This is a genomic window from Variovorax sp. J31P207, assembly GCF_030316965.1.
Taxonomy (GTDB): Bacteria; Pseudomonadota; Gammaproteobacteria; order Burkholderiales; family Burkholderiaceae_C; genus Variovorax; species Variovorax ginsengisoli_B.
The window spans coordinates 1-23,298 of sequence record NZ_JASZYN010000006.1; the positions used below are offsets into that span (position 1 = coordinate 1).

Genomic DNA, 23,298 nt, shown 5'->3' on the forward strand with positions numbered 1-23,298 from the left:
GATGACGGTCGGGAACTGCATCAGGCCCTTGGTCTTGAGTTCGTCGTCGGACAGCGGCATGTCGGAAGCGCCGAAGTCCACCGTCTTGGCATCGATCTGCTTGATGCCGGCACCCGAGCCGACCGACTGGTAGTTGATCTTGGCGCCGGTGGCCTTGTTGAAGTCGGCGGCCCACTTGGAATAGAGCGGCGCCGGGAAGCTGGCGCCGGCGCCGGTGGCTTCCTGGGCGAAGGCCGGAATATGGGCGATGGCGGCGGCGATCAGGCCGGCGGCTGCAAATTTGAACGTCGTTTTCATGGTGCTTCCTTTGAGCTGCAAGAGAACCCCCTTGGAGGGCTTGGCAGCGACTCTAGAAAGCTTGTGTGACAGCGTCGTGACACCCTCCCACAGAGGGAAAATCGCCTTTGGTGACGCGTATCCATGTGTCGCTGTCACATATTCGTCACACAGCCCGCCTAGCCTCGGAACCCCGCCGGGCTACGATCAGGCCCCGACCTCTGCACCTCATCATGAAAAACGGAACCCGCCTCGCCGCGGTCGATCTCGGCTCGAACAGCTACCGGCTCGAGATCGGCCAGGTCGACCATGGCCAGATCCACCGCACCGAGTACCTCAAGGAGACCGTGCGCCAGGGCAACGGCCTGGACGACGCGCGCAACCTGACGCCCGAGGCGATGCAGCGCGGCTGGGATGCCCTGGCCCGATTCGGCGAACGCCTGGCCGGCTTCGACCGCTCCCAGGTCCGTGCCGTCGCCACCCAGACCCTGCGCGAGGCGCGCAACCGGGACGAATTCCTGTTGCGCGCGCGCACCGTGCTCGGTTTCGGCATCGACGTCATCACGGGGCGCGAAGAGGCCCGGCTGATCTACCAGGGCGTCGCCCACACCCTGCCCCACACCGACGCCAGCGACCGCGAACGCCGCCTGGTGGTCGACATCGGCGGCCGCTCGACCGAGATGATCATCGGCCAGGCGCACGAGGCCGAAGTCATGGAGTCTTACCGGGTCGGCAGCGTCGCCTGGTCGATGAAGCACTTCCCGCAGGGCCTGTTCACCCCGGCGGCCTTCCAGGCCGCGGAAGTGGCAGCCAAGGCCGTGCTCGACGATGCGCTGGGTACCTATTTTCCCGACCGCTGGGACGTGGTGTACGGCGCCTCGGGCACCATCGGTGCCGTCGGCGACGTGCTGGCCGCGGCCGGCTACGAGCCCGGCCTGGTCACCCGCGAAGGCCTCGACTGGCTGGTCGACCGGCTGCTGCGGGCCGGCAGCGCCGACCGGCTGCGCATCGATGCCATGCGCGACGACCGCAAGCCGGTGATCGGCGGCGGCGTCAGCGTGCTGCGGGCCGTGTTCGACCTGCTCGAGATCGAGGAGATGCGGGTCGCCCAGGGGGCCTTGCGCCATGGCGTGCTGTACGAGCTGCTGGAGCGCGACGACGTCGTCGCCGACCTGCGCACCGCCACCGTGGCCCGGCTCGCGGCCCGCTTCCCGGTCGACCGGGCCCAGGTCAAGCGGGTGGGCGAGACCGCGGCCTCCCTGTATGTGCAGCTGAACCCCGCGGCGCGCGGCGGCAGCACCACCAGCCGGGCCGGCCGGGCGCTGCGCAAGCTCGGCTGGGCTGCGCAATTGCACGAGATCGGGGCCCAGATCTCCCACAGCGAATACCACAAGCACGGCGCCTACATCCTGGACAACGCCGACGCACCCGGCTTCGCCGTCAACGAGATGCATGCCCTGAGCCAGTTGGTGCTCGGTCACCGCGGCAAGCTGCGCAAGCTCGAAAGCGCACTCGACGACGACGCTTTCGTCTCGCAGCTGATCGCTTTGCGGCTGGCCGTGATCCTGTGCCACGCGCGCCGCGACCCGGACCTCCAGGGGCTGACGCTGGAGCGCCCCGAAGGGCGGCGCTTCATCGTCGGCTGCCGCCCCGGCTGGTCAGCGCTGTTCCCGCAGTCGGCCCACCTGCTGCGCGAGGAAGTGCTGGCCTGGCAGAAGACGCCGTGGCGGGTCGAACTCTCAGGCGCTTCCTGAGGCGCGCAGGCTACAGAAGTTCGGGCGCCTGGACGGTCACCACCACGGTCTGGACGTCGCCGTCGCGCTCGCGCGTGCGGATCCACCAGACCGCCCCCTTGCGCACCGGGCAGCTGTCCTGCTGAAGTCCCAGCAGCAGCGAGATCGCCTGCCCCAGCGAAGGCTGGTGGCCGATCAACAGCACCACCGACTTGCCGTTCGGCCAGCCGGCGGCCGCCAGCAGCGCATCGGGGGTCGTGTCGGGCGCGAGCTCGGTGCGCATCTTGAACTTGCGCCCGAGCGCCAGGGCGGTCTGCTCGCAGCGGCGCGCCGGGCTGCAGATGATGCGGGTGCCCTCGGGCAGTTGGCGGTCGAGCCAGGCGGCCATGCGCTTGGCCTGCTTCTCGCCGCGCGAGGTCAGCGAGCGCTGCATGTCGTCGCAGCCTTCCACCCAGTCGTCCGCCTCGGCGTGGCGCCAGAAAATGAGGTCCATGGTTCAGTCCCGTGATGCGGCGCGACTGCGTCCGCGCGATGCGTAGCGGTTCATGAGCGCAGTCTGGGCGCCATGGGCCTCGATGGCCCGCGAGGCGCCCTCCTCGCCCGGATGGGTATCTGCGTAGACCCGATGGTAGGCCCCGTCGGCGCCCAGGTCCCAGGCATCGCGGCCGTCGTGCAGGTAGGCCACCAGGCACTCGTCGATCAACCGCTGGCGCAGCACCGGATCGGTCACCGGCCAGGCCAGCTCGATGCGCCGCAGCATGTTGCGGTTCATCCAGTCGGCACTCGACAGGTACAGCGACTCGTCCTGGCCCTGGCGGAAATAGAACACCCGCGAATGCTCCAGGAACCGGCCGATCACCGAGCGCACCCGGATGTTGTCGGTCAGGCCCGGCACCTGCGCCGGCAAGGTGCAGGCGCCGCGCACGATGAGGTCGATCTTGGTGCCCTGCTGGCCCGCGTGGACCAGCGCGGCGATCAGCGCCTCGTCGGTCAGTGCGTTCATCTTGGCGACGATGCGCGTGGCTTCGCCGGCTGCGGACGCCGTGCCGAGCGCATCGATGCGGGCGATCAGGTTGCGATGCAGGTCGAAAGGCGCCAGCCACATCCGATGGAGCTTCGGCAGCCGGCTCTGGCTGGCCATGTGCACGAACACCGCCTCCATGTCGGCGGTCAGCAGCGGGTCGGCCGTGAGATGGCTGATGTCGGTGTAGAGCGCGGCGGTGCGCGGGTTGTAGTTGCCGGTCGACAGATGGCCGTAGCGCTGCAACTTCTTGCCCTCGCGGCGGGTCACGAGCAGCATCTTGGCATGGGTCTTGAGTCCGACCACGCCGTAGACCACCTGGGCACCGATCGACTCGAGCATCTCGGCCCAGTTGATGTTGGCCTCCTCGTCGAAGCGCGCCTTGAGCTCGACCACCACGGTCACCTCCTTGCCGCGGCGCACCGCTTCGCGCAGCAGGTCCATGAGCTCGGAGTCGGTGCCGGTGCGGTAGATGGTCTGCTTGATCGCCAGCACCTGCGGGTCCTGCACCGACTCGCGCAGGAAGGCCAGCACGCCGCCGAAACTCTCGAAGGGCTGGTGGATCAGCACGTCGCCGCGCTGCAGCCGGTCGAAGAAGGACTGGCCCGGCGACAGCGTGATCGGATAGGACGCCTGGTACGGCGGGAAGCGCAGCTGCGGCTCCTCGAGCAGGTCGATCAGCTGGGTCAGGCGTGCCAGGTTCACCGGCCCGTGGACCCGGTAGAGCGCCGGCGCCGGCAGGTTGAACTGTGCCAGCAGGAAGCTCGCCAGCGCCTCGGCGCAGCTGGACGAGACCTCCAGCCGCACGGCCTGGCCGTAGTGGCGATGCTGCAGCCCCTGGCGCAGCGCGGTGCGCAGGTTGCGCACGTCCTCTTCGTCGACCGCGAGATCGGAATGCCGCGTCACGCGGAACTGCGAGAACTCGCCGACCTCGCGGCCCGGGAACATGCTCGACAGGTGGGCCCGCACCACGCTCGACAGCGCGATGAAGAGCGTCTTGCCGCCCGACAGCTTGGCCGGCAGCCGGATCACCCGCGGCAGCACGCGCGGCACCTTGAGGATGGCGATCGGGTTCTCGCGGCCGAAGGCGTCCTTGCCGCCGAGCCGGACGATGAAGTTGAGCGACTTGTTGGCGACCTGCGGGAACGGATGGGCCGGATCGAGCCCGACCGGGATCAGCAGCGGGCGCACCTCGCGCTCGAAGTACTCGTGCACCCATTTGCGCTGGGCCGGGTTGCGCTCGCCGTGCGAGATGATGTGGATGCCCTGTGCCGCGAAGGCCGGGATCAGGGCTTCGTTGTAGAGCCCGTACTGACGCCCCACCAGCGAATGCGCCGCCGCGGCCAGCCGCTCGAAGCTCTCGACCGTGTAGTTGCCCTTCTGCTCGCCGGCGACGCCGGCCGCCAAGTGCGGCGCGGCCCGGACCTCGAAGAATTCGTCGAGGTTCGAAGAAACGATGCACAGATAGCGCAGCCGTTCGATCAGCGGCACTTCGGCGCGGTAGGCCCAGTCGAGCACGCGCTCGTTGAAGGCCAGGATGGCATGGTCCCGATCGAGCAGGGTCAGGGCGGGTTCGGCGATGGCGGGCGAGGTGTCGAGAGTGGCTGGCGACATGAAGAAGGATTTTGTAACAACCGCCGCAGAAATGCTAAGTGGTCGCAGCTTGCCAGTGTCGAGGCCGAACATGACAATTTTGTGACTGTCACATGACAAGTTCCCGCGGCGCCGGCGCTCCTCACCGGCCCTGGAAGTGACGCTTGTAGCGCGCCGGCAGATCGTCGATGCGCATCAGCATCGGCAGGTCGGCGGTGTTGAAATCCGGATCCCAGGCCGGCGGGCCGAGCACCTTGGCGCCGAGGCGCAGGTAGCCCTTGATGAGGGCCGGCGGCTCGACGTCGAGTGCGCCGTCCAGGCGCTGCACCGGCAGCGGCAGGCGCGGCTGCACCTGGTACTGGATCGGCGCCATGTGGGTGGCCGAGAGCTGGCGCCAGATGCTGGCCGCGGCATCGCCGTTTGTCACGCCGTGATGCCACATCGGGATGCTGGCGCAGCCGATCATCGTGTCCAGCTTGTTGCGGCTCATGAAGCCCGCCAGGGCACCCCAGAGCGCCAGGATCACGCCGCCCTGGCGATGCTCGGCATGGACGCAGCTGCGGCCCAGCTCGACCATGCGCTCGCGCAGGTCGCGCAGCCGGGTCAGGTCGAACTCGATGTCGCTGTAGGTGCTGCCGACGCGGCGGGCCTGGGCCGGCGTCAGCACCCGGTAGGTGCCGATCACCTGGCCGCTGGCGTCGTCGCGCACCAGCAGGTGCTCGCAGAAGTCGTCGAACAGGTCGATGTCATGGCCGGCGACGGGCGTCGTCAGCCGCGCACCCATTTCGCCGGCGAACACCGTGTAGCGCAGCCGCTGGGCGGCACGGACCTCGTCCTGGTGGCGGGCCCAGCTCACGCTGATGCCGGCGGCGCTGTCGGCGGCCACCGGCCGGGCGCGGGGCACGGCAATTGCATCGGCTGGGCGTGCCGGTTCTGGCGCGGGCCACAGGGCGCCGCGCAGACCCAGCTGCGAAAACGGGAAGGTGGGCGTGGGCAGTTCTTTCATAAGGACCCTTTCTGCGAAGGCAGTCTCGGCATCCGCGGTGAAACAAGCATGTCCGTTCGAAGGCAATTCGATGACGGCCGGCGCTGCAGGCCGCTTCAGCGTTTAATTCCGCAAACTCGTTCCATGGAGAGCCGATGGCCACCGAAACAAGAATCGAAGTCGAGACCCGCCGCCACCAGATGTTTCCGGTCCTGAGCGCGCAGGACATCGGGCGCATCCGGCGCTTCGGCAGCGTGCGGCGCTATGCACGCGGTGACTGCCTGTTCCGGGCCGGCGAGCCCGGGCCAGGGATGTTCGTCGTGCTCGAAGGCGTGGTGGCGATCACGCAGCGCGACGGCCTCGGCCGCGTGGTGCCGATCGAACACCAGGGCCCGGGGCATTTCCTGGCCGAGATCGCCCAGCTGTCGGGGCGTCCCGCCCTGGTCGACGGCCACGCCGAAGCAGACGTCGAGACCCTGCTGGTGCCCCCGGACCAGCTGCGGGCGCTGATCATCGCCGAGGCCGACCTGGGCGAGCGGCTGGTGCGCGCGATGATCCTGCGCCGGGTCGCGCTGATCGAGTCCGGCGCCAGCGGGCCGGTGCTGATCGGGCCGCCGCAGTCGGCCGGCGTGCTGCGGCTGCAGAACTTCCTGGGCCGCAACGGCTATCCATATCACGTGGTCGATGTGACCCAGGACGCCGACGCGGCCGCGCTGCTCGAGCAGTACGGAGAGGCCGAACTGCTGGCCGTCTGCCCCGACGGCAGCGTGATGCCCAACCCGACCGAGCACGCGCTGGCCCGCTGCCTCGGCATGGTCGACAGCATCGACCACGACGACCTGTTCGACGTGCTGGTGGTCGGCGCGGGACCGGCCGGGCTCGCCACCGCGGTCTACGCGGCCTCCGAAGGCCTGCGCGTGATCGTGGTCGACTGCCGCTCCTTCGGCGGCCAGGCCGGCGCCAGCGCCCGGATCGAGAACTATCTCGGCTTCCCGACCGGCATCTCGGGCGGCGCGCTGGCCGGGCGCGCCTATGTGCAAGCGCAGAAGTTCGGCGTCGAGATGCTGATCCCGGCCCAGGTCGAATCGCTCGATTGCAGCGCCGCCGAAACGCGCGGCGAAGTCTCGGTCCACCTGGCCGATGGCAGGCGGCTGAGGTCGAAGACCCTGGTGATCGCGAGCGGCGCGCGCTACCGTCGGCCCGAGGTACCGCGGCTGGCCGATTTCGAGGGCCGGGGCATCTGGTACTGGGCGTCGGCACTCGAGGCCAAGCTCTGCGCCAAGCAGGAGGTCGCGCTGGTCGGCGGCGGCAACTCGGCCGGCCAGGCGGCGGTGTTCCTGTCGCAGCATGCGGCCAAGGTCAACGTGCTGGTGCGCGGGCCTTCGCTGGCCGCCACCATGTCGCGCTACCTGATCGATCGCATCGAGGCCAGCGACAACATCGAGCTGCACCCGCACACCGAGCTGGTGTCGCTCCATGGCGAGCCGGCCAGCGGCCTGAACGGCGCCACCTGGCGGGACCGGCGCAACGGCCTGCAGGAAGACTGCCCGGCGCGCAACATCTTCCTCTTCATCGGCGCCCTGCCCGAGACCGACTGGCTCCAGGGCTGCGGCGTGGCGCTCGACAAGCACGGCTTCGTGCTCACGGGCCAGGTGGCGCGCGGCGGCTTTCCGGCCAAGACCGCGGCGGCACTCGAATCGAGCGTTCCGGGCGTGTTCGCGGTCGGCGACGTGCGCTCGGGCTCGGTCAAGCGGGTCGGCGGCGCCATCGGCGAAGGGGCCGCGGTGGTCGCGCTGATCCACCAGCATCTGGCTGCTGCAGCCGCGACGGCGGCCTGAGGCGCCCGACGACCAAGGAGTCCCCTCGATGTCCGTCTACCCCTGCTCCCACGTGCCGAACGTGATCGTGCCGCCGTCGTCGGCCGGCTGCGAGGAATGCCTTGCGCTCGGCGACGCCTGGGTCCACCTGCGGCTGTGCATCCACTGCGGCCACGTGGGCTGCTGCGATTCGTCGAAGAACCAGCACGCGACGCGGCACTTCCACGCCACCGGGCATGCCGTCGTCGCATCGCTGGAGCCGGACGAGGACTGGATGTGGTGCTATGCGCATGGGAGCCAGGTCGGGTAGGCGATCCCGGGGCGGGGCGCGGCCGGCAAGAAATCCCGGCCGGGGCTATGCTGGCCGGCTTCTCATCCCGACGCAACATGACCCAAGCCCCTATCGACGTCTATTCCTGGGCCACGCCCAACGGCCACAAGGTCCACATCATGCTGGAGGAGTGCGGCCTCCCCTACCGCGCGCACCCGATCCACATCGGCAAGGGCGACCAGTTCGACCCCGGTTTCCTGAAGATCAGCCCGAACAACAAGATCCCCGCCATCACCGATCCGCTCGGACCCGACGGCCAGCCGATCTCGCTCTTCGAGTCCGGTGCGATCCTGGTCTATCTGGCCGGCAAGACCGGCAAGTTCCTGCCAACGGGTGACCGCGAGCGCTACGAGGTGCTTCAGTGGCTGATGTTCCAGATGGGGAGTGTGGGCCCGATGCTCGGCCAGGCCCATCATTTCCGCCTCTATGCGCCCGAGAAGATCGGCTATGCGATCGAGCGCTACAGCAACGAGGCCAAGCGGCTCTATGGTGTGATCGACAAGCAGCTGTCGAGCCACCCGTTCATCGCCGGCGACAGCTATTCGATTGCCGACATCGCGATCTTCCCGTGGCTGCGCAGCTGGGAGAACCAGGGCATCGTGCTGGCCGACTACCCGCACCTGAAGAAGTGGTTCGAGGGCATCGCCGCCCGGCCCGCGGTGCAGCGCGGCGTCAAGGTGCTGGCCGACCTTCGGCAGCCGCTCACGGGCGACAAAGAACGCGAAATCCTGTTCGGCAGCACGCAGTATCAGCGTCATTGAGGCGCGTTGCCCGGCCTGGCCCCGATTCCCGGGTTAGAATCGAAGGCTCGTCGGGGTGTAGCGCAGCCTGGTAGCGCATCTGGTTTGGGACCAGAGGGTCGAAGGTTCGAATCCTTTCGCCCCGACCAAGAAAAAGTGAATGCCTGCAAGGACTTGGGTTCTTGCAGGCGTTTTGCTTTTCGCAGCTGACGCGCCGGCCGTCAGTGCGCCGGCTTGCCCCTGTGGATGTAGTCCTTGTCGGTCGCCAGCACCCAGAGGGCCAGGACGACGACAGCGACGCCCGTGACCACGGCGGTCATCTTGGGATCGCGCACCGCGGCGAAGCCGAGCGCCCACGGAGAGATGACCATCCAGAGCCCCAGAGCGCCTTCGGTCCATTCTTCCCATGCGCGGGGAACGAAGGTGGCGCCCAGCGCGGTGGCGCCCAGCAAGATGCCCACGGCCACCGCATTCATGGATGGCGTGGCCTGGTCCTGGAAGCCCACCACCCAGGGCGACAGAATCAACCAGACACCGAGCGCCGCGTTCAGCGGATCCTGCCAGTGCTTGACGTGCTTCATGGCTTTAACCTCCTGTCGTCGCATGATCGCGGCGACCCTCGTTCGACTTCAACGACGGCTCGAAGGTTCAGTTCCTTGCCAAGACCACCTGGGCCTGGATCCGCCCGTCGACCGCGCCGCTGCCGAAGCGCGCTTCCAGGGCCTGTGCACAGGCGCTGGTGGCACTCGCCAATCCATCCGCCGAGCGTGCTTCGATCTCGTTGCGCAGCGGTGTGCCCTGGCAGTAGGCAAGCGCCACCGCCTGGGCCGACGGGCCGCGGCTGCGCGCCGTCACGGTCTCGATCAACGGGGCGGTTTCGAATCCCGCGGCGGCCAGGTCCCGCGCGATCAGTTCGCGGTCGAAATAGCCGTGCGGCGTGCGCGCCATGAAACGTGGGGGATCGTCGGGATAGAGCGCAGCGAGCGCGGCGGTGACCACGTCCGCGAATTCGTTCTCCTCGATGCGGTCCCAGGCGTTGAACAGCAATGCGCCGCCAGGCCGAAGCACCCGCCGCGCCTCGGCGAAGGCGGCGGCCCTGTCGGGAAAGAACATGACGCCGAACTGGCAGACCACAAGGTCGAACGCCGCCGACGCGAACGGCAGCTGCATGGCATCGGCCGGCTGCCACGTCACCGGCCGCGCGGTGCCGACGGCGGCCGCGCGCGCCAGCATCGGCGGGTTCAGGTCGGTGGCGACCAGTTCGACCTGCGCCGGGAGCGTTCTTGCCAGCGCCCGCGTGACGACGCCCGTTCCGGCCGCCGTCTCGAGCACGCGGCCCGGCGCCAGCGCCGCCGCCCGGCGCGCAAGGTCGCGCGCATAGGGTTCGAAGATCAGGGGCACCAGGTGCGTGTCGTAGAGCTCCGGAATCGAGCCTGCGAACATCGCGTCGGAACCGGGTGTGTCCATGAAGGCCTCCTGCTTGCGGCGTTCGTGCCGCCCGCCAGTATCACCGGCCACATCGCCGCCGCCAACGCCCGCGGCCACCGTAGAATCGCGGTCTCGCACCCGCTGCCCCCGGCATGCCAGGTCGCGGCTTTTCAGTTTCTCTGCGCGGCGGTAGCTCAACCGGATAGAGCACCAGCCTTCTAAGCTGGGGGTTACGGGTTCGATTCCTGTCCGCCGCGCCATTGCACGTGATTCCCGCCCAGGAGACATCGATGCTGCAGCAATCCCCCTTGTACGCCTACATCCCCGCCAGCGACATGGCTCGCGCGCGCCGCTTCTACGAAGAGAAGCTGGGCTTCACGCCCGCAGCCGAGCTCGCGGGCGGCGTGCACTACGCATTCGCCGGCGGCACCGGATGCTTTCTCTATCCGACCCCCAACGCAGGCACCTCGCAGGCCAGCCAGGCCTTCTGGCAGGTGGCGGACATCGAGCGCGAGGTGGCCGAGCTGAAGGCGCGCGGCGTGGTCTTCGAGACCTACGGCATGCCGGGCCAGGACGCCAGCGGCATCGTGACCCAGGGCGGCGCCAGGGCCGCGTGGTTCAAGGACAGCGAAGGCAACATCATGGCGGTGATCCAGAGCCTCTGACGGTGCCTGGTCAGTTGAGGACAGAGCAAAAACTGCTGCGCAGTTTCTTGGTCTGTCCCGCAAGCATCTTAGATGCGCAGCAGGAAGCCACTGCGCAATGCCAGCCACTCGACCTCGCCGACGGGCAGGGCCGGCACCGAGGGCGCCTCGGCGGCGAACAGCATCCGCTCTTCTTCCAGCAGCCAGCCCTGGCGCAGCACGCGCAGCCCGCAGCCGCCGAGGTCGATGCGCTCGCCCAGGGCGATCGGCATGTCTTGCGCCGACAGGACCCACCGCACCGGCCCGGGCGCCGATGAAAGCAGCAAGGCCCGATGCCGCTCGTCGCCGCCGTCGACGTCGATAAGCGCCCACTCGTTGCGGGTGCCCCCGACCAGATAGCCATTGACCAGCACGCCGGCACGGCGCACGGTCACCCGCAGCACGCGCGGCGACAGGGACATGACCAGGCCGTCGTCCAGTTCGCAGCGGGCGTGGCCCTCGCCCTCCGGATCGATGCGGGCGATCTCGGCGTAGGCGGGCTCGTCCGGGTTCACGGCGCGCGGCCCGTCCGCCGCCAAGGCACGGCGCGGCATGACCAGCGGGATCTGCGGCAATCCGCGGGCGTGCGCCACGCAAGCCTCGGCACTGCCGAAGGCCGCCAATTGCTGCAGCACACGGCGCTGCACGTTCATGAGCCGCAGCCCGCGGGCCGGATCGAGAGCCTCGGCCGGCCGCAACCAGAAATGCTCCACCGTTTCCCGGCCGTCGGGGCGGGCCTGCTGCCCGTGCGGCGCCAGCGCGACGAAGAAGCGGGTGTCGAAGCGCCGCGGCATGCCCGGCGGCGTGAGCCAGTGGGCGAAGTAAGCCAGCCGATCGACCGCTAGTCCCCAGCCGCGCTCGGCGCACAGCCCGCGCAGCGAGGCCGCGCCCTCCTCCGTGGTGGCCCGCAGCGCCGCGACTTCGGCATCGGACAGCGCGTCGAGGGCGACCGGGCGGCCCTCGGCCTCGCTGGCGAACAGCAGGCCGGCCTCTTCGAAACACTCGCGGATCGCCGCCACGTAGAAATCGAGGCCGCCCGCCGGCAACGCCAGGCGGCGGCTCGCCGCGGCATCGTCGAGCGCGTCGCAACAGCCATGGAGCAGGCGGTCCTGGGGGTCGACACCGCCACCGGGGAAGACGCTGGCGCCACTGTTCTGGTCACCCTCCTTCTCGGCGCGGCGCAGCATCAGCACCTCGAGGCCGGCGGCGCCATCGCGCAGGACGATCAGCGTGGCAGCGAAACGGATCGGGCGCCTGGGCGCCAACGGGGGGGAGTGAGAAGCTGGGTTCATTCGAGGTCGGCTGCCGTTTTACCAGCTTCGCGCCTCGTCTGTAGGGGGGAGGAAGCAAGCCGCCGATTGCGCCACACTCCCGCGCGTCGACGGAGGTTTTACTTGGTCAAGAAGATTCAGCTCAATGACGAACAATGGCGCACGCTGCAAGCCCTGCACGAGGCCCATACGCGGCGCTCGCCGACCGAGGCAATCAGCGTGTCGGAGCGCCTGCTGTCGAACGGCCTGGTCGGCTGCGACCGGCAAGGCGGCAAGTTCCTGACCGAACAGGGTCGCGAACGCCTGAACCAGGGTCGCTGAGACCGCGATCGCCGGGTCACCGGCTCATTCAGCCAGTCGCAGGCCCTGGCGGTCGATGCTGTCGACGATCTCGCGCAGCGAATTGCGGCCCAGTCGCGAGAGCGCGAACAGCTTGCGGGCCGGCAGCCGGACCAGGTCGCGGACCGTGTTGAGTTCGTTGACGCGCAGCAGGTTGGTGGTGCGGTCGCACAGCCGAAGGACGGCGATGTCGGCGTCGAGCACCGGGTCCGGCGTGGCGGCGTGGGCGGGGTGGCGTGGATCCATGGCGAAGCCTCCTGAAAACGATGACTGGAACTTGCACAGTTCATGCCAAGCCAGGGACACCCGCCTTTCAGGGATTTTCACTGGAGAATCAACCATTTCGACTGAATAGAGAACAATCGAACTGTTCTTTTTTCAGACGGTTGGCTTTTTTTCATACAGGGTTTTCCAGAACCTTCGCCTCAACCCAGGCGCTCGCCGACGAAGTCGAGGAAGCACGTGATCCGCGCCGACAGCTGCGTGTTGCGGTAGTAGACCGCGTTGATCGGCTGGCGCACTTCGACGGTGTCGCGCACCAGCAGTTGCACCAGGTCGCCCCGGGCGCAATCGGCCGCGGTCATGAAGTCGGCCAGGCAGACGATGCCCGCCCCGGCGAGCGCGAGTTGGCGCAGCGTCTCGCCGCTCGATGCCGTCAGCGCCGGCGTGATCGGCCATTCGTCGCCATGCGGCCCGCGCAGCGGCCAGCGGTTGAGCGACTCGGGCTGCGTGAAGCCCAGCAGCGTGTGGCTGGCGAGCGCCCCCACGTTCTTCGGTCGGCCGTGCCCGGCGAGGTAGGCCGGGCTCGCCAGCACCCGCAGCCGGCTGGTGGCGAGCGGGCGCGCATGCAGCGTCGAATCGCGCAGCGCCCCGATGCGGATCGCGATGTCGGTGCGACGCTCCAGCAGGTCGATGTTGAGTTCGTCGCTGTCGAGTTCGAGATCGATCTGCGGATAGGCCAAGCGGAACGCCGGCACCAGCGGCACGATGCCATGCAGCATGAACGGCGACGCCGCATTGACCCGCAGCCGCCCGGCGGGCTGCTGGCGCCGCGCCGCCATCTGCTCCTCGGCCTCGTCGATCGCGATCAGGATCGCGCGCGCCCGCGCCAGGAAGGCCCGCCCCTCCTCTGTGAGTTCGAGCCGGCGCGTGGTCCGGCGCAGCAGCGTGGTGGCCAGCTTGCGCTCGAGCCGGCCGAGCGCACGGCTGATGCCAGAGACCGTCTGGCCGAGCTGGTCGGCAGCCGCGGTGATGGAGCCGCCATCGACCACCGCGACAAAGGCCTGCAACTCTTCGACAGTGGTTTTCACGGTTTTCCTATTGTTGATTCCGAGTCAAATAAATTGTGCTTCCAACCCTCTTATTCTGCAAAGGTCAAGCCGCCACACTCGCACCCTGATTCCAAGGAGTGCATTCATGCCCATTGCTTTGCTGGCGCTGACGATCAGCGCCTTCGCCATCGGGACGACCGAATTCGTGATCGTCGGCCTGATCCCCACCATCGCGGCCGACCTTCAGATCGGCCTGCCCTCCGCCGGGCTGCTGGTCAGCCTCTACGCGCTGGGTGTCGCCATTGGCGCGCCGGTGCTTACCGCGCTGACCGGCAAGCTGCCGCGCAAGGCCTTGCTGCTCGGCCTGATGGCGCTCTTCACGCTCGGCAACCTGCTGGCCTGGAAGGCGCCTGGCTATGAGACGCTGATCGCCGCGCGCATCCTGACCGGGCTCGCCCACGGTGTGTTCTTCTCGATCGGCTCGACCATCGCCACCGGCCTGGTGCCGAAGGAAAAGGCCGCCAGCGCGATCGCCATCATGTTCACCGGGCTGACGGTGGCACTGGTCACCGGCGTGCCGCTGGGCACTTTCGTCGGCCAGCACTTCGGCTGGCGCGAGACCTTTCTCGCCGTCGCGGCGCTCGGCGTGATCGCCTTCATCGGCAGCGCGCTGTTCGTGCCGAACGACATCCGTCACCGGCCGCCCGCCTCGCTGAGGCAGCAGCTCCGGGTGCTGGCCGAGCCGCGCCTGCTGCTGGTCTATGCCAAGACCGCGATCGGCTACGGGGGCTCGTTCATTCCCTTCACCTTCCTGGCACCGATCCTTACCGAGGTGTCGGGCTTCAGCCCCGGCGCCGTCGGCGGCGTGATGCTGGTGTACGGGCTGTCGGTGGCAGCCGGCAACCTCTGGGGCGGCAAGCTGGCCGACCGGCTGGGGCCGGTGCCGGCGCTCAAGATCATCTTCGCCCTGCTGGCGGCGGTGCTGCTGACGCTGAGCTTCACGGCGCCGCACAAGTGGCTCGCCCTCGTCACCGTGCTGATGTGGGGTGCCGTGGCCTTCGGCAACGTGCCCGGCCTGCAGGTCTACGTGGTGCAGCAAGCCGAGCGCCACGCGCCGGAGGCGGTCGACGTCGCCTCGGGCCTCAACATCGCGGCCTTCAACCTCGGCATCGCCGGTGCCGCCTGGGCCGGTGGCCTGGTGGTCACGCACCTGGGACTGGTCCATACGGGCTGGATCGGCGCGCTGGTGGTGCTGGTCGCGCTGGCGCTCACGGCCTGGAGCGGCCGGCTCGACCGCGTCCGCCCGGCCACTCCCTCCCTCGACTTCCGTCAACCAAGGACCTCCTCATGATCCCCACCCTTCCTTCCTTCGGCCTCGGCACCTTCCGCCTCCAGGGCCAGTCCGCCATCGATTCGGTCGCGACCGGCCTGGAACTCGGCTACCGCGCCATCGACACGGCCCAGATCTACGGCAACGAGGCCGAGGTCGGGCAAGCCATCGCCGCCAGCGGCGTGGCGCGCGGCGCGCTGTTCCTGACCACCAAGATCTGGACCGACAACTACGCGGCCGACAAGCTGGTCCCGAGCCTGAAGGACAGCCTCGCCAAGCTGCGCACCGACCACGCGGACCTGGTGCTGATCCATTGGCCGTCGCCCGGAGGCGCCGTGCCGGTGGCCGAGTTCATGGGCGCACTGGTCGACGCCAAGGCGCAGGGCCTCGCGCAACAGATCGGCGTGTCGAACTTCAATATCGAACTGATGCGGCAAGCCATCGCGGCGGTCGGCGCCGGCGAGATCGCGACCCACCAGATCGAATTGCATCCCTACCTGCAGAACCGCAAGGCGGTGGCTTTCGCCCTCGGGCAGGGCATCCCGATCACGTCCTACATGACGCTGGGCTACGGTGCGGTGCTGAAGGACCCGGTGATCGGCGAGATCGCGGCGGCGCGGCAGGCGACCCCGGCCCAGGTCACGCTGGCCTGGGCCATGCAACTGGGCTACGCGGTGATCCCGTCGTCGACCCGGCGCGCCAACCTGGAAAGCAACCTGCTGGCGCGCGAACTGCGCCTCAGCGAATCCGAGATGGCGCAGATCGCCGCGCTGGACCGCAACGGCCGGCTCACCAGTCCCGAGGGCCTGGCGCCGGCCTGGGACTGAATCACAGGGCCTGGACTTCAAGCGCGTTGTCGACGGCGCTCACGCCCTGCACGCCGCCGGCCAGTTGGCCCGCCCGCGCCTTGGCGGCCGCGCTGGGGGCGTGGCCCGCCAGATGCACGACGCCAGCGCGGGTCTCGACCTCGATCCGGCCCGCGTTCAGCGCCGGATCCTTGGCCAGGGCCCGGGTCACCGATGCGGTGATGGCGGCGTCGTCGACGGTGCCCACGGCAACGTTGCCGGCGTTCTTGATCGCACTTCCGACCGCCGCGGCGTCCTGCCTGACCTCAGGCGAGGTGATGAAGGCGCGGGTCTTGTCGCGCGCCAGTTCGGCCATTTCGGCCGCCTTGTTGCCCGCGGCGGCCGCCGCCTTCTCCGCCTGGCCGACGGTGTCCGCGCGCTTGCCGGTCGAATCTCCGGCCCGCTCCGTGCACGCGATCAGCCCAAGAACGCAACTCGCCGCTGCCAGGCCGCTGATCCACCTCTTGCTCATCGAAGACTCTCCTATTCACGGATGTCGAGAGCCGACCCAGGGGCTTCTCGCGTCCGCGAATTCTGTCCGGCGTCCCTGCAATAGCGGCGACAGAAAGGGCCTCAATTGGCTGTAGGTTGAATACGAATTTATTAATCCCGCATGATGAAATCAGTTGACAGAATGTTGCCTGCGCTTACATGCATTTTCCGGAGGTTAGCAGGCAGTTGTCACCGAAATCGTCACTGGCCAATACGGTTGTAACAGCGCCCAAGCAGTTAATACACATAACGAAAAGAATTGAAAGAAGACTTGCTGCGTAGGACCCTTCCCACGTACAAACCGGTATTCGTCTTAATTTCGAGGTCTTTTTGTTGAAAACATTAGATAAAAGTTCTCTACTGCTTCTTATTGCAGCGGGGACATTAGCAGGTTGTGGGGGTGGGGGTAGCAGCGGTGGACTGGGTGTCGCCGCGCCGGGCAGCATCGACAAGATCGAGTCCGCATCCACCGTGGATGGAACCGGCACGCTGATCGGCGACGCGAGCGCGTCCGTTGCCGCGCCGACCGACAAAAAGGGCGGTGCCGTACTTGCCGCCGTCACGGCCTACCCGGCTCCGGCCGGCCAGGTGTCGACCCACGTCGCCAACGAAGGCGAGGTCTTCACGCTGCCGACCAACGCGATCGTGCGCTTCGGCAAGGGAACGAACTGGTCTATCAGTCCCGTGCCCGGGAACATGGGCATCTATTGCGGTGCAACAATCTTCGGTGAGCCTGGCGTTGCCGCGCCCCGTGTCTGCGAATCGTTGACGGCAGGAACGCCGGCTCCGGCTCCCGCTCCCGCCCCGGCTCCCGCTCCCGCTCCCGCTCCCGCTCCCGCTCCCGCTCCCGCTCCCGCTCCCGCTCCCGCTCCGGCTCCGGCTCCGGCTCCGGCAGGCCAAGTCGCGACATTCGTCGCGAACGAAGGCCAAGTTTTCACGCTGCCGACCAACGCGATCGTGCGCTTCGGCAAGGGAACGAACTGGTCTATCAGTCCCGTGCCCGGGAACCAGCCCGTCTATTGCGGTGCAACAATCTTCGGTGAGCCTGGCGTTGCCTCGCCCCGTGTCTGCGAATCGTTGACGGCAGGAACGCCGGCTCCGGCTCCTGCTCCCGCACCGGCCCCGGCTCCCGCACCGGCCCCGGCTCCGGCCCCGGCTCCCGCCCCGGCTCCCGCCCCGGCCCCGGCTCCCGCACCGGCTCCGGCCCCGGCTCCGGCTCCGGCTCCGGCTCCGGCCGGCCAAGTCGCGACATTCGTCGCGAACGAGGGCCAAGTTTTCACGCTGCCGACCAACGCGATCGTGCGCTTCGGCAAGGGAACGAACTGGTCTATCAGTCCCGTGCCCGGGAACCAGCCCGTCTATTGCGGTGCAACAATCTTCGGTGAGCCTGGCGTTGCCTCGCCCCGTGTCTGCGAATCGTTGACGGCAGGAACGCCGGCTCCGGCTCCGGCTCCGGCTCCGGCTCCGGCTCCGGCTCCTGCTCCGGCACCAGCACCCGCCCCCATCTCGGGCGACGTCGTGGATTCGTCGATGAACGTCATCGCCACGTCCTATCGGGCCATGGCGGCCCAGATGAGCAAGGATGCCGGCATCGCCTACCGCTACGGTTCCGCCGCCGGGGTCGCTGCCGTCGACAATACCGGCATTCCGACGCTGTACGCGCACGATCCGGCCAATCCGCTCAACATCCCGGGCCGCGGCACCCTGGCCGGCACCTGGCAGATCGGTGGTGCGCCGACGGCCGACGCCGGCCTCTATTCCACCAGCTCGGCCAACCTCACCTATGTCGCCGACGATCCGTCGCAGCGCATGGGCGTCACCGATCTGCAGATAACCGGCTACCAGTACAACACCTTCGCCCAGACGCCCCAGCTCAGCTGGACCGTGGGCGGGACGGCCGCCGGCCTCATGGACAGCTTCACGGCCGCGAGCTACAAGAAGGCCGGCATCGTCACCGGCGATCCCGTGGCGATGGGCCGCTGCAGCGGCCAGACCGGCTTCTGCAACCAGAGCCTGGTGGCTTACCAGAACGGCGTGATCGGCACCGCCGGCTCGAACACCGCGAGCACCCCGACGACCGTCAAACTGCCTGCGAACAAGGTGCCGACCGGCATCGCCATGACCAACGACAGCGAATTCGCGCTGGTGACGGTGTGGGACACGACCGCCCTCAAGGGCCAGGTCGCGGTGGTCGCGCTGGCCGGCCTGTGCCCTGGCTGCGATCCGTACTCACCCTCGACCACCGTCAACTACTGGTACGAGTGGGGCGCCGCCTACCCGGGCCTGTTCAACGTGGGCAACATCGCCTTCATGAAGATCCTGGGCTACGTCGACCTGCCCGGCATGGCGGCGCCGACCGAGATCGCGGTCACGACCGGCCTGGACCAATGGCTCACGCTGGACATCAACGGCCGCGGGATCGCCTGGCAGACGCCGCTGACCAGCCAGAGCAATCGGCAGAGCTTCCTGAGCGGCGGCGCCAACTACGGCCGCTACGCCAAGGGCGGGGTGGCGGTGGTGATCTCCAAGTCGGAGCAGAAGGTGGCTTTCATCGACCTGAAACCGCTGTTCACCTACGTCAACAGCGTCTACTTCGGCGGCGACCAGGCGACCTTCAATTCACGGATGGCGAGCCTGGGGCAGGCCGACACCCAGTGGCCCTACACCTTCACGCAGCAGCCTTCGCAGGTTCCGACGGTGGTGAAGACGATCTCGCTGGCGCAGCGGCCCACCGCGGTGAAGACCACCGCGTTCGGTGGCGCGAGCCGGGCCTGGGTCGCGACGCAGGACGGCACGCTGCACATCTACAGCCTGGACGGCTACGCCAACGGCGCTTCGCCTCCGGCACCGGCGGCGGGCGCCCTGACGGAGGTGGGCTCGGTCACGGGCATCGGCCGCAATCCGACCTCGATCGCCCTCTCCAAGGGCGAGCCGAGCGGCAACACGCAGACGCAGGTGCTGGTGAATTCGCGCACCGACCGCAAGGTCTCGTGGGTGCGCTTCTCGAACAACGGCAACAGCAGCGGCAGCATCGTGCGCACCTTGCAGGACACGCGCCTGGCCGACCCGATCGCGGTCGAGGACGCGGACAACTTCGCCACCATGGGCTACGTGGTGAGCGTGGCCGACTACGCCGGCAGGGCACTGCGCAACTACCGCTACGGCCCGGTCGTCTTCGCCGACGGCAAGGCCTGCCCGACCACGACCAGCTGCCCGGTGACGCCGACCGGCAACGTGGCGATCGAGTACGCCGGCGCCATGGCCTACCCGGGCAAGCCGTTCCAGATCAAGACGGCCAACGTGCCCTGACCGGCAGAGCCTGCCCATCGGCAAGCACCACGAAAAACGGCCCGCTTTCAGCGGGCCGTTTTTTTTGCGAGACGCGGCGGTGTCGCGTCGCTAGCGCATCGGAAAGCGCTTCAGCATGGTGCGCCCGAGCGAGGTGATCTCGTTCACCATTGCCGGCGGCTGCGCATAGCCGTCCAGAGTGCGCATCGGCTTGGGAATCGCCGCCTTGACATGCCCGGCCATGCTGAGCACGCGCAAGGCGTCGATGTCAGCGCCGCCAGCGACGGCGACGGGCAGCTCTTCGGCTGCCAAACGATGAAGTAGGTACATGGCCACGGCCACAGTATGCCGCGTGCGCCCCGGCCGGCTGCTTAAACTCGCTCGACCCACTTCAAGCACAACATGCAGATCCAGGAAGCCGTCACCAGCCGCCAGTCCATCCGGGCCTTCCTGCCGACCCCGGTCGACCGCGACACCATCCGCCGGGTGCTGACCCTGGCCGCGCGCGCGGCCTCGGGCGGCAACCTCCAGCCCTGGCACATCGACGTCCTGGCGGGCGACGCGCTGGGCGCGCTGCGGGCCACCATGCGCGAGCGGCTGGCCCAGGGCGGCGAGCCCGAGCCGACCGACTACGACATCTACCCCGCTGCGCTGCGAGCGCCCTGGCGCGACCGGCGCTTCCAGGTCGGCGAGGCGATGTATGCGCGCCTGGGCATTCCGCGCGAGGACAAGGCGGCGCGCCGGCGCTGGTTCTCGCGCAACTTCGATTTCTTCGGCGCCCCGATGGCGCTGTTCTGCTCGGTCGATCGCAGCATGGGCCCGCCGCAGTGGTCGGACCTGGGCATGTACCTGCAGACCGTGATGCTGCTGCTGCGCGGCGAGGGCCTCGACAGCTGCGCCCAGGAGTGCTGGGCGATCTACCCGGCCACCGTCGCCGCCGCGATCGAACTGCCGCCCGAGCGCATGCTGTTCTGCGGCATGGCGATCGGCCACCGCGATCCGGCCCATGCCGTCAACGCCCTGGTGAGCGACCGCGCGCCGGTGGACGAATGGCTTCGCTTCAGGGACGCCTGAGCGTTCAGCCCGCCGGCTGAACGTCGCTGAATCGCGGCGTGCGCCGCTCGACATTGGCGCGCACGGCCTCGGTCTGGTTGGGACTGCCGATCAACGCCTTCTGCTCGAGCGACTCGGCCAGCAGCAGTTCGGCCGCGCCGGCTCCCATCGCCGCATTGAGCAGCCGCTTGCCGGCGCGGATCGCGTCGGGGCTTTTCTGCGCGATCCCGTGCGCCATCGCCAGCGCCTCGGCCAGCGGATCGGCCGCCAGGCGGGTCGCGAAACCGAGCGCCAGCGCTTCCTCGCCGGAAAAGATGCGCCCGGTGAACGTCAGCTCGCGCACCACGTCATCGCGCGCCAGTTCGCGCATCAGGACGATGCCGCCCATGTCGGGCACCAGCCCCCACTTGATTTCCATCACCGACATCTTGGTGTCCGGCGCGACCAGCCGCACGTCGGCGCCGAGCGCCACCTGGAAACCGCCGCCAAAGGCCACGCCATGCACCGCGGCGATGACCGGCACCGGCACCTGGCGCCAGACCATCGCCACCTGCTGCGCCGCATTGGCGATGCCGTGGGTGCGCACCATGATGTCGGCGCTGGCGGCGCCTTCGCCGATCACGGAGGAAGCGGCGCCCTCCCCCATGCGCTCGAAGGACTTCATGTCGAGGCCGGCGCAGAAGGCCTTGCCGCGACCGGTCAACACCACCGCACGCACGTCCGGCGCGTCGCGCAGGCGCTCGCCGGCCTCGATCAAGGCGTCGAACATCGCCGGATCGAGCGCGTTCATCTTGTCGGCGCGCGTCATGTGCAGTTCGACCACGCCGTCGGCGTGGCGGATGGATTCGATGCGATCGTTCACGGTGTCTCCTGGTGTTCGGTGGGAGCGAGTATCGATGCTCGGCGATGATGGCGCTGTCGCCCAGTCAACAGAGAGAGAAAGTTCCCGCCTTGCCGCTCGCCCGCCGCCAGTTCCTCCGATCCGCAGCCACCGTCGCGGTCGTCGCCCTGATGGGCGAGACGCGCGCGCGGCCCGCCGGCGCCGACCGCCTCGGCTTCAGCGCGGTGCCGGCCACCTTGCGCGACGCGGTCACCGTGCCGCCCGGCTACGAGGCGCAGGTGCTGTATCCCTGGGGCAGTCCGACCGGCATCGCCGGCGCGATGCCGGCTTTTGCGCCGGACGCCTCGAACAGTGCTGCAGATCAGGCGGTACAGGCCGGCATGCATCACGACGGCATGCATTTCCTGCCGCTCGACGGCAGCGCCGATCGCGGCCTGCTGGTGATGAATCACGAGTACACCGACGAGCAGCTGCTGCATCCGGACGGCGCCAGGCCCATGACCGCCGACAAGGCACAGAAATCGTTGCATGCGATGGGCGTGTCGGTGATCGAGATCGCCCTGACGCCGGCCGGCTGGCGCCAGGTGCTGCCCTCGCGCTTCGCCAGGCGCATCCATGGCCAGACGCCGATGCGCATCGCGGGCCCGGCGAGCGGCAGCCCGCTGATGCGCACCGCCGGCGACCCGACCGGAGACCGGGTCGCCGGGACCTTCGCCAATTGCGCGATGGGCGTCACGCCCTGGGGCACCTACCTCACTTGCGAAGAGAATTTTCATGTCTATTTCGGTGCCCCGAAGATGTCGCCGACGCCCGCGCAGCGCCGCTACGGACTGGGCGCCGGCACCTGGGTCGACTACTGGCGCGTCGACGAGCGCTTCGACATCGCAAAGCACCCGAACGAATCGAACCGCTTCGGCTGGGTGGTCGAGATCGACCCCTTCGATCCCGCGTCCACGCCGGTCAAGCGCACGGCGCTCGGCCGCAAGCACCAGGAAAGCGCGACCTGCACGCTGACCCGGGATGGCCGGCTCGCGATCTACATGGGGGACGACTCGAATTTCGAATACGTCTACAAGTTCGTCAGCCGGGACAAGGTCCGGCCCGGCAATGACGCGGCGGCGCGCGCCGCCAACCGCGACCTGCTCGACGAGGGCACGCTGCATGTGGCGCGCTTCGAGGCCGACGGCCGCGGGCAATGGCTCGCGCTGCGGCACGGCCACGGCGGGGCCGACGCCGCCAGCGGTTTCGCCAGCCAGGCCGAGGTGCTGATCCATGCACGGCAGGCGGCCGACATCGTGGGCGCGACCCGGATGGACCGGCCCGAATGGATCGCGGTCGATCCGGCGAGCGGCGCGGTCCATGTCGCACTGACCCACAACAGCCTGCGCGGACAGCCGGGCATGCCGCCGGTCGACGCCGCCAACCCGCGGGCCGGCAACATCTTCGGCGGCATCCTGCGCTGGCGCGAAGACGCGGGCGACGCTGCCAGCAACAGCTTCACCTGGGACCACTTCGTGCTGGCCGGCGACCCCGCGGTGCCGGGGTCCGGCGCGCACTATCCGAGCGCCGAAGCCGATGCCTTCGGCTGCCCCGACGGCCTGCATTTCGACAGCGCAGGCCTGCTCTGGATCCAGACCGACATGAGCGGCAGTGCCATCGGCAAGGGACCGATGGCCGCCCTGGGCAACAACCAGATGCTCTGCGCCGATCCGGCCAGCGGCCGCATCAAGCGTTTCCTGGTCGGCCCGGCCGGCTGCGAGATCACCGGCTGCGTGCTGACCCCGGACTGCCGCAGCCTGTTCGTCAACATCCAGCATCCGGGCGAAACACGCGCCGACGGCAGCGGCACGCCGAACAGCGCCTGGCCCGATGGCACGCTGCCCGGCAGCGCGCGGCCGCGCTCGGCCACCGTCGTCGTGCGACGGCGCGATGGCGGTATCGTCGGTACCTGACAACGACAA

Annotated in this window: 23 protein-coding genes and 2 tRNA genes; 13 read left to right on the top strand and 12 right to left on the bottom strand. The window is 68.7% G+C overall.

The genetic code is table 11. From position 1 onward, the window contains the following. Positions 1-297 (bottom strand): substrate-binding domain-containing protein (locus QTI68_RS20525; RefSeq protein WP_286523974.1); only part of this gene is annotated, 297 nt, incomplete at its 3' end. Between the two features lie 212 nt (positions 298-509). Between QTI68_RS20525 and QTI68_RS20530 the strand changes: the two genes are divergently transcribed. Further along, positions 510-2,030, top strand: coding sequence for a Ppx/GppA phosphatase family protein (locus QTI68_RS20530; protein WP_286523975.1), 1,521 nt, complete (start codon positions 510-512; stop codon positions 2,028-2,030). A 10-nt stretch (positions 2,031-2,040) separates the two neighbouring features. On the opposite strand, the gene QTI68_RS20535 is transcribed toward QTI68_RS20530, so the two are convergent. The 3 genes from QTI68_RS20535 to QTI68_RS20545 form a co-directional block, all read right to left on the bottom strand. Then, positions 2,041-2,502 carry a SixA phosphatase family protein gene (locus QTI68_RS20535; RefSeq protein ID WP_286523976.1) on the bottom strand — a complete coding sequence of 154 codons (462 nt, stop codon included), beginning with the start codon at positions 2,500-2,502 and terminating at the stop codon, positions 2,041-2,043. A gap of 3 nt (positions 2,503-2,505) precedes the next feature. Beyond that, complete coding sequence (ppk1, locus tag QTI68_RS20540; protein ID WP_286523977.1) at positions 2,506-4,644, bottom strand: polyphosphate kinase 1; 2,139 nt, start codon at positions 4,642-4,644, stop codon at positions 2,506-2,508. Positions 4,645-4,765: 121 nt separating this feature from the next. Then, the gene (locus QTI68_RS20545) at positions 4,766-5,629 is read right to left on the bottom strand and encodes a GNAT family N-acetyltransferase (protein WP_286523978.1); all 864 of its coding nucleotides are present in this window, start codon (positions 5,627-5,629) and stop codon (positions 4,766-4,768) included. Between the two features lie 134 nt (positions 5,630-5,763). On the opposite strand from QTI68_RS20545, the gene QTI68_RS20550 reads away from it, so the two are divergent. The 4 genes from QTI68_RS20550 to QTI68_RS20565 all read left to right on the top strand — a co-directional run bounded on the left by QTI68_RS20550 (position 5,764) and on the right by QTI68_RS20565 (position 8,645). Continuing rightward, positions 5,764-7,446 (top strand): FAD-dependent oxidoreductase, encoded by a 1,683-nt coding sequence (locus QTI68_RS20550; RefSeq protein ID WP_286523980.1) that lies wholly within the window; start codon positions 5,764-5,766, stop codon positions 7,444-7,446. 28 nt (positions 7,447-7,474) lie between these two features. Further along, a complete protein-coding gene (locus tag QTI68_RS20555) occupies positions 7,475-7,735 on the top strand; it encodes a UBP-type zinc finger domain-containing protein (RefSeq protein ID WP_286523982.1) in 261 nt (86 codons plus the stop codon). A 77-nt stretch (positions 7,736-7,812) separates the two neighbouring features. Further along, on the top strand, positions 7,813-8,517 hold the full coding sequence (locus QTI68_RS20560; RefSeq protein WP_286523984.1) for a glutathione binding-like protein: 705 nt from the start codon (positions 7,813-7,815) through the stop codon (positions 8,515-8,517). A 51-nt stretch (positions 8,518-8,568) separates the two neighbouring features. Then, a tRNA-Pro gene (locus QTI68_RS20565) sits at positions 8,569-8,645 on the top strand. 72 nt (positions 8,646-8,717) lie between these two features. Here the strand turns inward: QTI68_RS20565 and QTI68_RS20570 are convergent. Together QTI68_RS20570 and QTI68_RS20575 are read right to left on the bottom strand one after the other, a co-directional pair. Next, complete coding sequence (locus QTI68_RS20570; RefSeq protein WP_286523985.1) at positions 8,718-9,077, bottom strand: SPW repeat protein; 360 nt, start codon at positions 9,075-9,077, stop codon at positions 8,718-8,720. 67 nt (positions 9,078-9,144) lie between these two features. Continuing rightward, entirely contained in the window at positions 9,145-9,963 is an 819-nt protein-coding gene (locus tag QTI68_RS20575; RefSeq protein WP_286523986.1) for a class I SAM-dependent methyltransferase, read from the bottom strand. 144 nt (positions 9,964-10,107) lie between these two features. On the opposite strand from QTI68_RS20575, the gene QTI68_RS20580 reads away from it, so the two are divergent. Further along, positions 10,108-10,184 (top strand) — tRNA-Arg (locus QTI68_RS20580). Between the two features lie 30 nt (positions 10,185-10,214). Then, entirely contained in the window at positions 10,215-10,589 is a 375-nt protein-coding gene (locus QTI68_RS20585; protein ID WP_286523987.1) for a VOC family protein, read from the top strand. A gap of 68 nt (positions 10,590-10,657) precedes the next feature. Here the strand turns inward: QTI68_RS20585 and QTI68_RS20590 are convergent, their stop codons facing one another. Beyond that, positions 10,658-11,899, bottom strand: coding sequence for an NUDIX hydrolase (locus tag QTI68_RS20590; protein WP_286523988.1), 1,242 nt, complete (start codon positions 11,897-11,899; stop codon positions 10,658-10,660). 102 nt (positions 11,900-12,001) lie between these two features. Here QTI68_RS20590 and QTI68_RS20595 point away from each other — a divergent pair, with 102 nt between their 5' ends. After that, entirely contained in the window at positions 12,002-12,199 is a 198-nt protein-coding gene (locus QTI68_RS20595) for a hypothetical protein (protein ID WP_286523989.1), read from the top strand. A gap of 24 nt (positions 12,200-12,223) precedes the next feature. Here QTI68_RS20595 and QTI68_RS20600 read toward each other — a convergent pair whose 3' ends face one another. Further along, on the bottom strand, positions 12,224-12,463 hold the full coding sequence (locus tag QTI68_RS20600; protein ID WP_286508974.1) for a DNA-directed RNA polymerase subunit alpha C-terminal domain-containing protein: 240 nt from the start codon (positions 12,461-12,463) through the stop codon (positions 12,224-12,226). 179 nt (positions 12,464-12,642) lie between these two features. Next, a complete protein-coding gene (locus QTI68_RS20605; RefSeq protein ID WP_286523990.1) occupies positions 12,643-13,527 on the bottom strand; it encodes a LysR substrate-binding domain-containing protein in 885 nt (294 codons plus the stop codon). 106 nt (positions 13,528-13,633) lie between these two features. On the opposite strand from QTI68_RS20605, the gene QTI68_RS20610 reads away from it, so the two are divergent. Then, positions 13,634-14,839 carry an MFS transporter gene (locus QTI68_RS20610; RefSeq protein ID WP_286523991.1) on the top strand — a complete coding sequence of 402 codons (1,206 nt, stop codon included), beginning with the start codon at positions 13,634-13,636 and terminating at the stop codon, positions 14,837-14,839. Beyond that, the gene (gene dkgB, locus QTI68_RS20615) at positions 14,836-15,645 is read left to right on the top strand and encodes a 2,5-didehydrogluconate reductase DkgB (RefSeq protein ID WP_286523992.1); all 810 of its coding nucleotides are present in this window, start codon (positions 14,836-14,838) and stop codon (positions 15,643-15,645) included. The genes QTI68_RS20610 and dkgB overlap by 4 nt, the downstream gene beginning before the upstream one ends. Before the next feature lies 1 nt (position 15,646). On the opposite strand, the gene QTI68_RS20620 is transcribed toward dkgB, so the two are convergent. Then, complete coding sequence (locus QTI68_RS20620) at positions 15,647-16,135, bottom strand: BON domain-containing protein (RefSeq protein WP_286523993.1); 489 nt, start codon at positions 16,133-16,135, stop codon at positions 15,647-15,649. A 1,550-nt stretch (positions 16,136-17,685) separates the two neighbouring features. Between QTI68_RS20620 and QTI68_RS20625 the strand changes: the two genes are divergently transcribed. Beyond that, positions 17,686-19,464, top strand: coding sequence for a hypothetical protein (locus tag QTI68_RS20625; protein WP_286523994.1), 1,779 nt, complete (start codon positions 17,686-17,688; stop codon positions 19,462-19,464). 90 nt (positions 19,465-19,554) lie between these two features. Here the strand turns inward: QTI68_RS20625 and QTI68_RS20630 are convergent, their stop codons facing one another. Continuing rightward, positions 19,555-19,779 (bottom strand): hypothetical protein, encoded by a 225-nt coding sequence (locus tag QTI68_RS20630; RefSeq protein ID WP_286523995.1) that lies wholly within the window; start codon positions 19,777-19,779, stop codon positions 19,555-19,557. A 66-nt stretch (positions 19,780-19,845) separates the two neighbouring features. Here QTI68_RS20630 and QTI68_RS20635 point away from each other — a divergent pair, with 66 nt between their 5' ends. Further along, positions 19,846-20,517, top strand: a complete 672-nt coding sequence (locus QTI68_RS20635; protein ID WP_286523996.1) for a nitroreductase — start codon at positions 19,846-19,848, stop codon at positions 20,515-20,517. A 4-nt stretch (positions 20,518-20,521) separates the two neighbouring features. Here QTI68_RS20635 and QTI68_RS20640 read toward each other — a convergent pair whose 3' ends face one another. Next, positions 20,522-21,358 carry a crotonase/enoyl-CoA hydratase family protein gene (locus QTI68_RS20640; RefSeq protein ID WP_286523997.1) on the bottom strand — a complete coding sequence of 279 codons (837 nt, stop codon included), beginning with the start codon at positions 21,356-21,358 and terminating at the stop codon, positions 20,522-20,524. Positions 21,359-21,447: 89 nt separating this feature from the next. Between QTI68_RS20640 and QTI68_RS20645 the strand changes: the two genes are divergently transcribed. Continuing rightward, entirely contained in the window at positions 21,448-23,289 is a 1,842-nt protein-coding gene (locus QTI68_RS20645; RefSeq protein WP_286523998.1) for a PhoX family protein, read from the top strand. Positions 23,290-23,298: the final 9 nt, after the last annotated feature.

Bases quoted from the DNA above. Each gene is read 5' to 3' on its own strand.
- QTI68_RS20625 (WP_286523994.1), top strand. From the start codon at position 17,686: ATGAACGTCATCGCCACGTCCTATCGGGCCATGGCGGCCCAGATGAGC.
- QTI68_RS20550 (WP_286523980.1), top strand. From the start codon at position 5,764: ATGGCCACCGAAACAAGAATCGAAGTCGAGACCCGCCGCCACCAGATG.
- QTI68_RS20585 (WP_286523987.1), top strand. From the start codon at position 10,215: ATGCTGCAGCAATCCCCCTTGTACGCCTACATCCCCGCCAGCGACATG.
- QTI68_RS20610 (WP_286523991.1), top strand. From the start codon at position 13,634: ATGCCCATTGCTTTGCTGGCGCTGACGATCAGCGCCTTCGCCATCGGG.
- QTI68_RS20570 (WP_286523985.1), bottom strand. From the start codon at position 9,077: ATGAAGCACGTCAAGCACTGGCAGGATCCGCTGAACGCGGCGCTCGGT.
- QTI68_RS20530 (WP_286523975.1), top strand. From the start codon at position 510: ATGAAAAACGGAACCCGCCTCGCCGCGGTCGATCTCGGCTCGAACAGC.
- QTI68_RS20560 (WP_286523984.1), top strand. From the start codon at position 7,813: ATGACCCAAGCCCCTATCGACGTCTATTCCTGGGCCACGCCCAACGGC.
- dkgB (WP_286523992.1), top strand. From the start codon at position 14,836: ATGATCCCCACCCTTCCTTCCTTCGGCCTCGGCACCTTCCGCCTCCAG.
- QTI68_RS20545 (WP_286523978.1), bottom strand. From the start codon at position 5,629: ATGAAAGAACTGCCCACGCCCACCTTCCCGTTTTCGCAGCTGGGTCTG.
- QTI68_RS20590 (WP_286523988.1), bottom strand. From the start codon at position 11,899: ATGAACCCAGCTTCTCACTCCCCCCCGTTGGCGCCCAGGCGCCCGATC.
- QTI68_RS20555 (WP_286523982.1), top strand. From the start codon at position 7,475: ATGTCCGTCTACCCCTGCTCCCACGTGCCGAACGTGATCGTGCCGCCG.
- QTI68_RS20575 (WP_286523986.1), bottom strand. From the start codon at position 9,963: ATGGACACACCCGGTTCCGACGCGATGTTCGCAGGCTCGATTCCGGAG.
- QTI68_RS20620 (WP_286523993.1), bottom strand. From the start codon at position 16,135: ATGAGCAAGAGGTGGATCAGCGGCCTGGCAGCGGCGAGTTGCGTTCTT.
- QTI68_RS20600 (WP_286508974.1), bottom strand. From the start codon at position 12,463: ATGGATCCACGCCACCCCGCCCACGCCGCCACGCCGGACCCGGTGCTC.
- QTI68_RS20635 (WP_286523996.1), top strand. From the start codon at position 19,846: ATGCAGATCCAGGAAGCCGTCACCAGCCGCCAGTCCATCCGGGCCTTC.
- QTI68_RS20535 (WP_286523976.1), bottom strand. From the start codon at position 2,502: ATGGACCTCATTTTCTGGCGCCACGCCGAGGCGGACGACTGGGTGGAA.
- ppk1 (WP_286523977.1), bottom strand. From the start codon at position 4,644: ATGTCGCCAGCCACTCTCGACACCTCGCCCGCCATCGCCGAACCCGCC.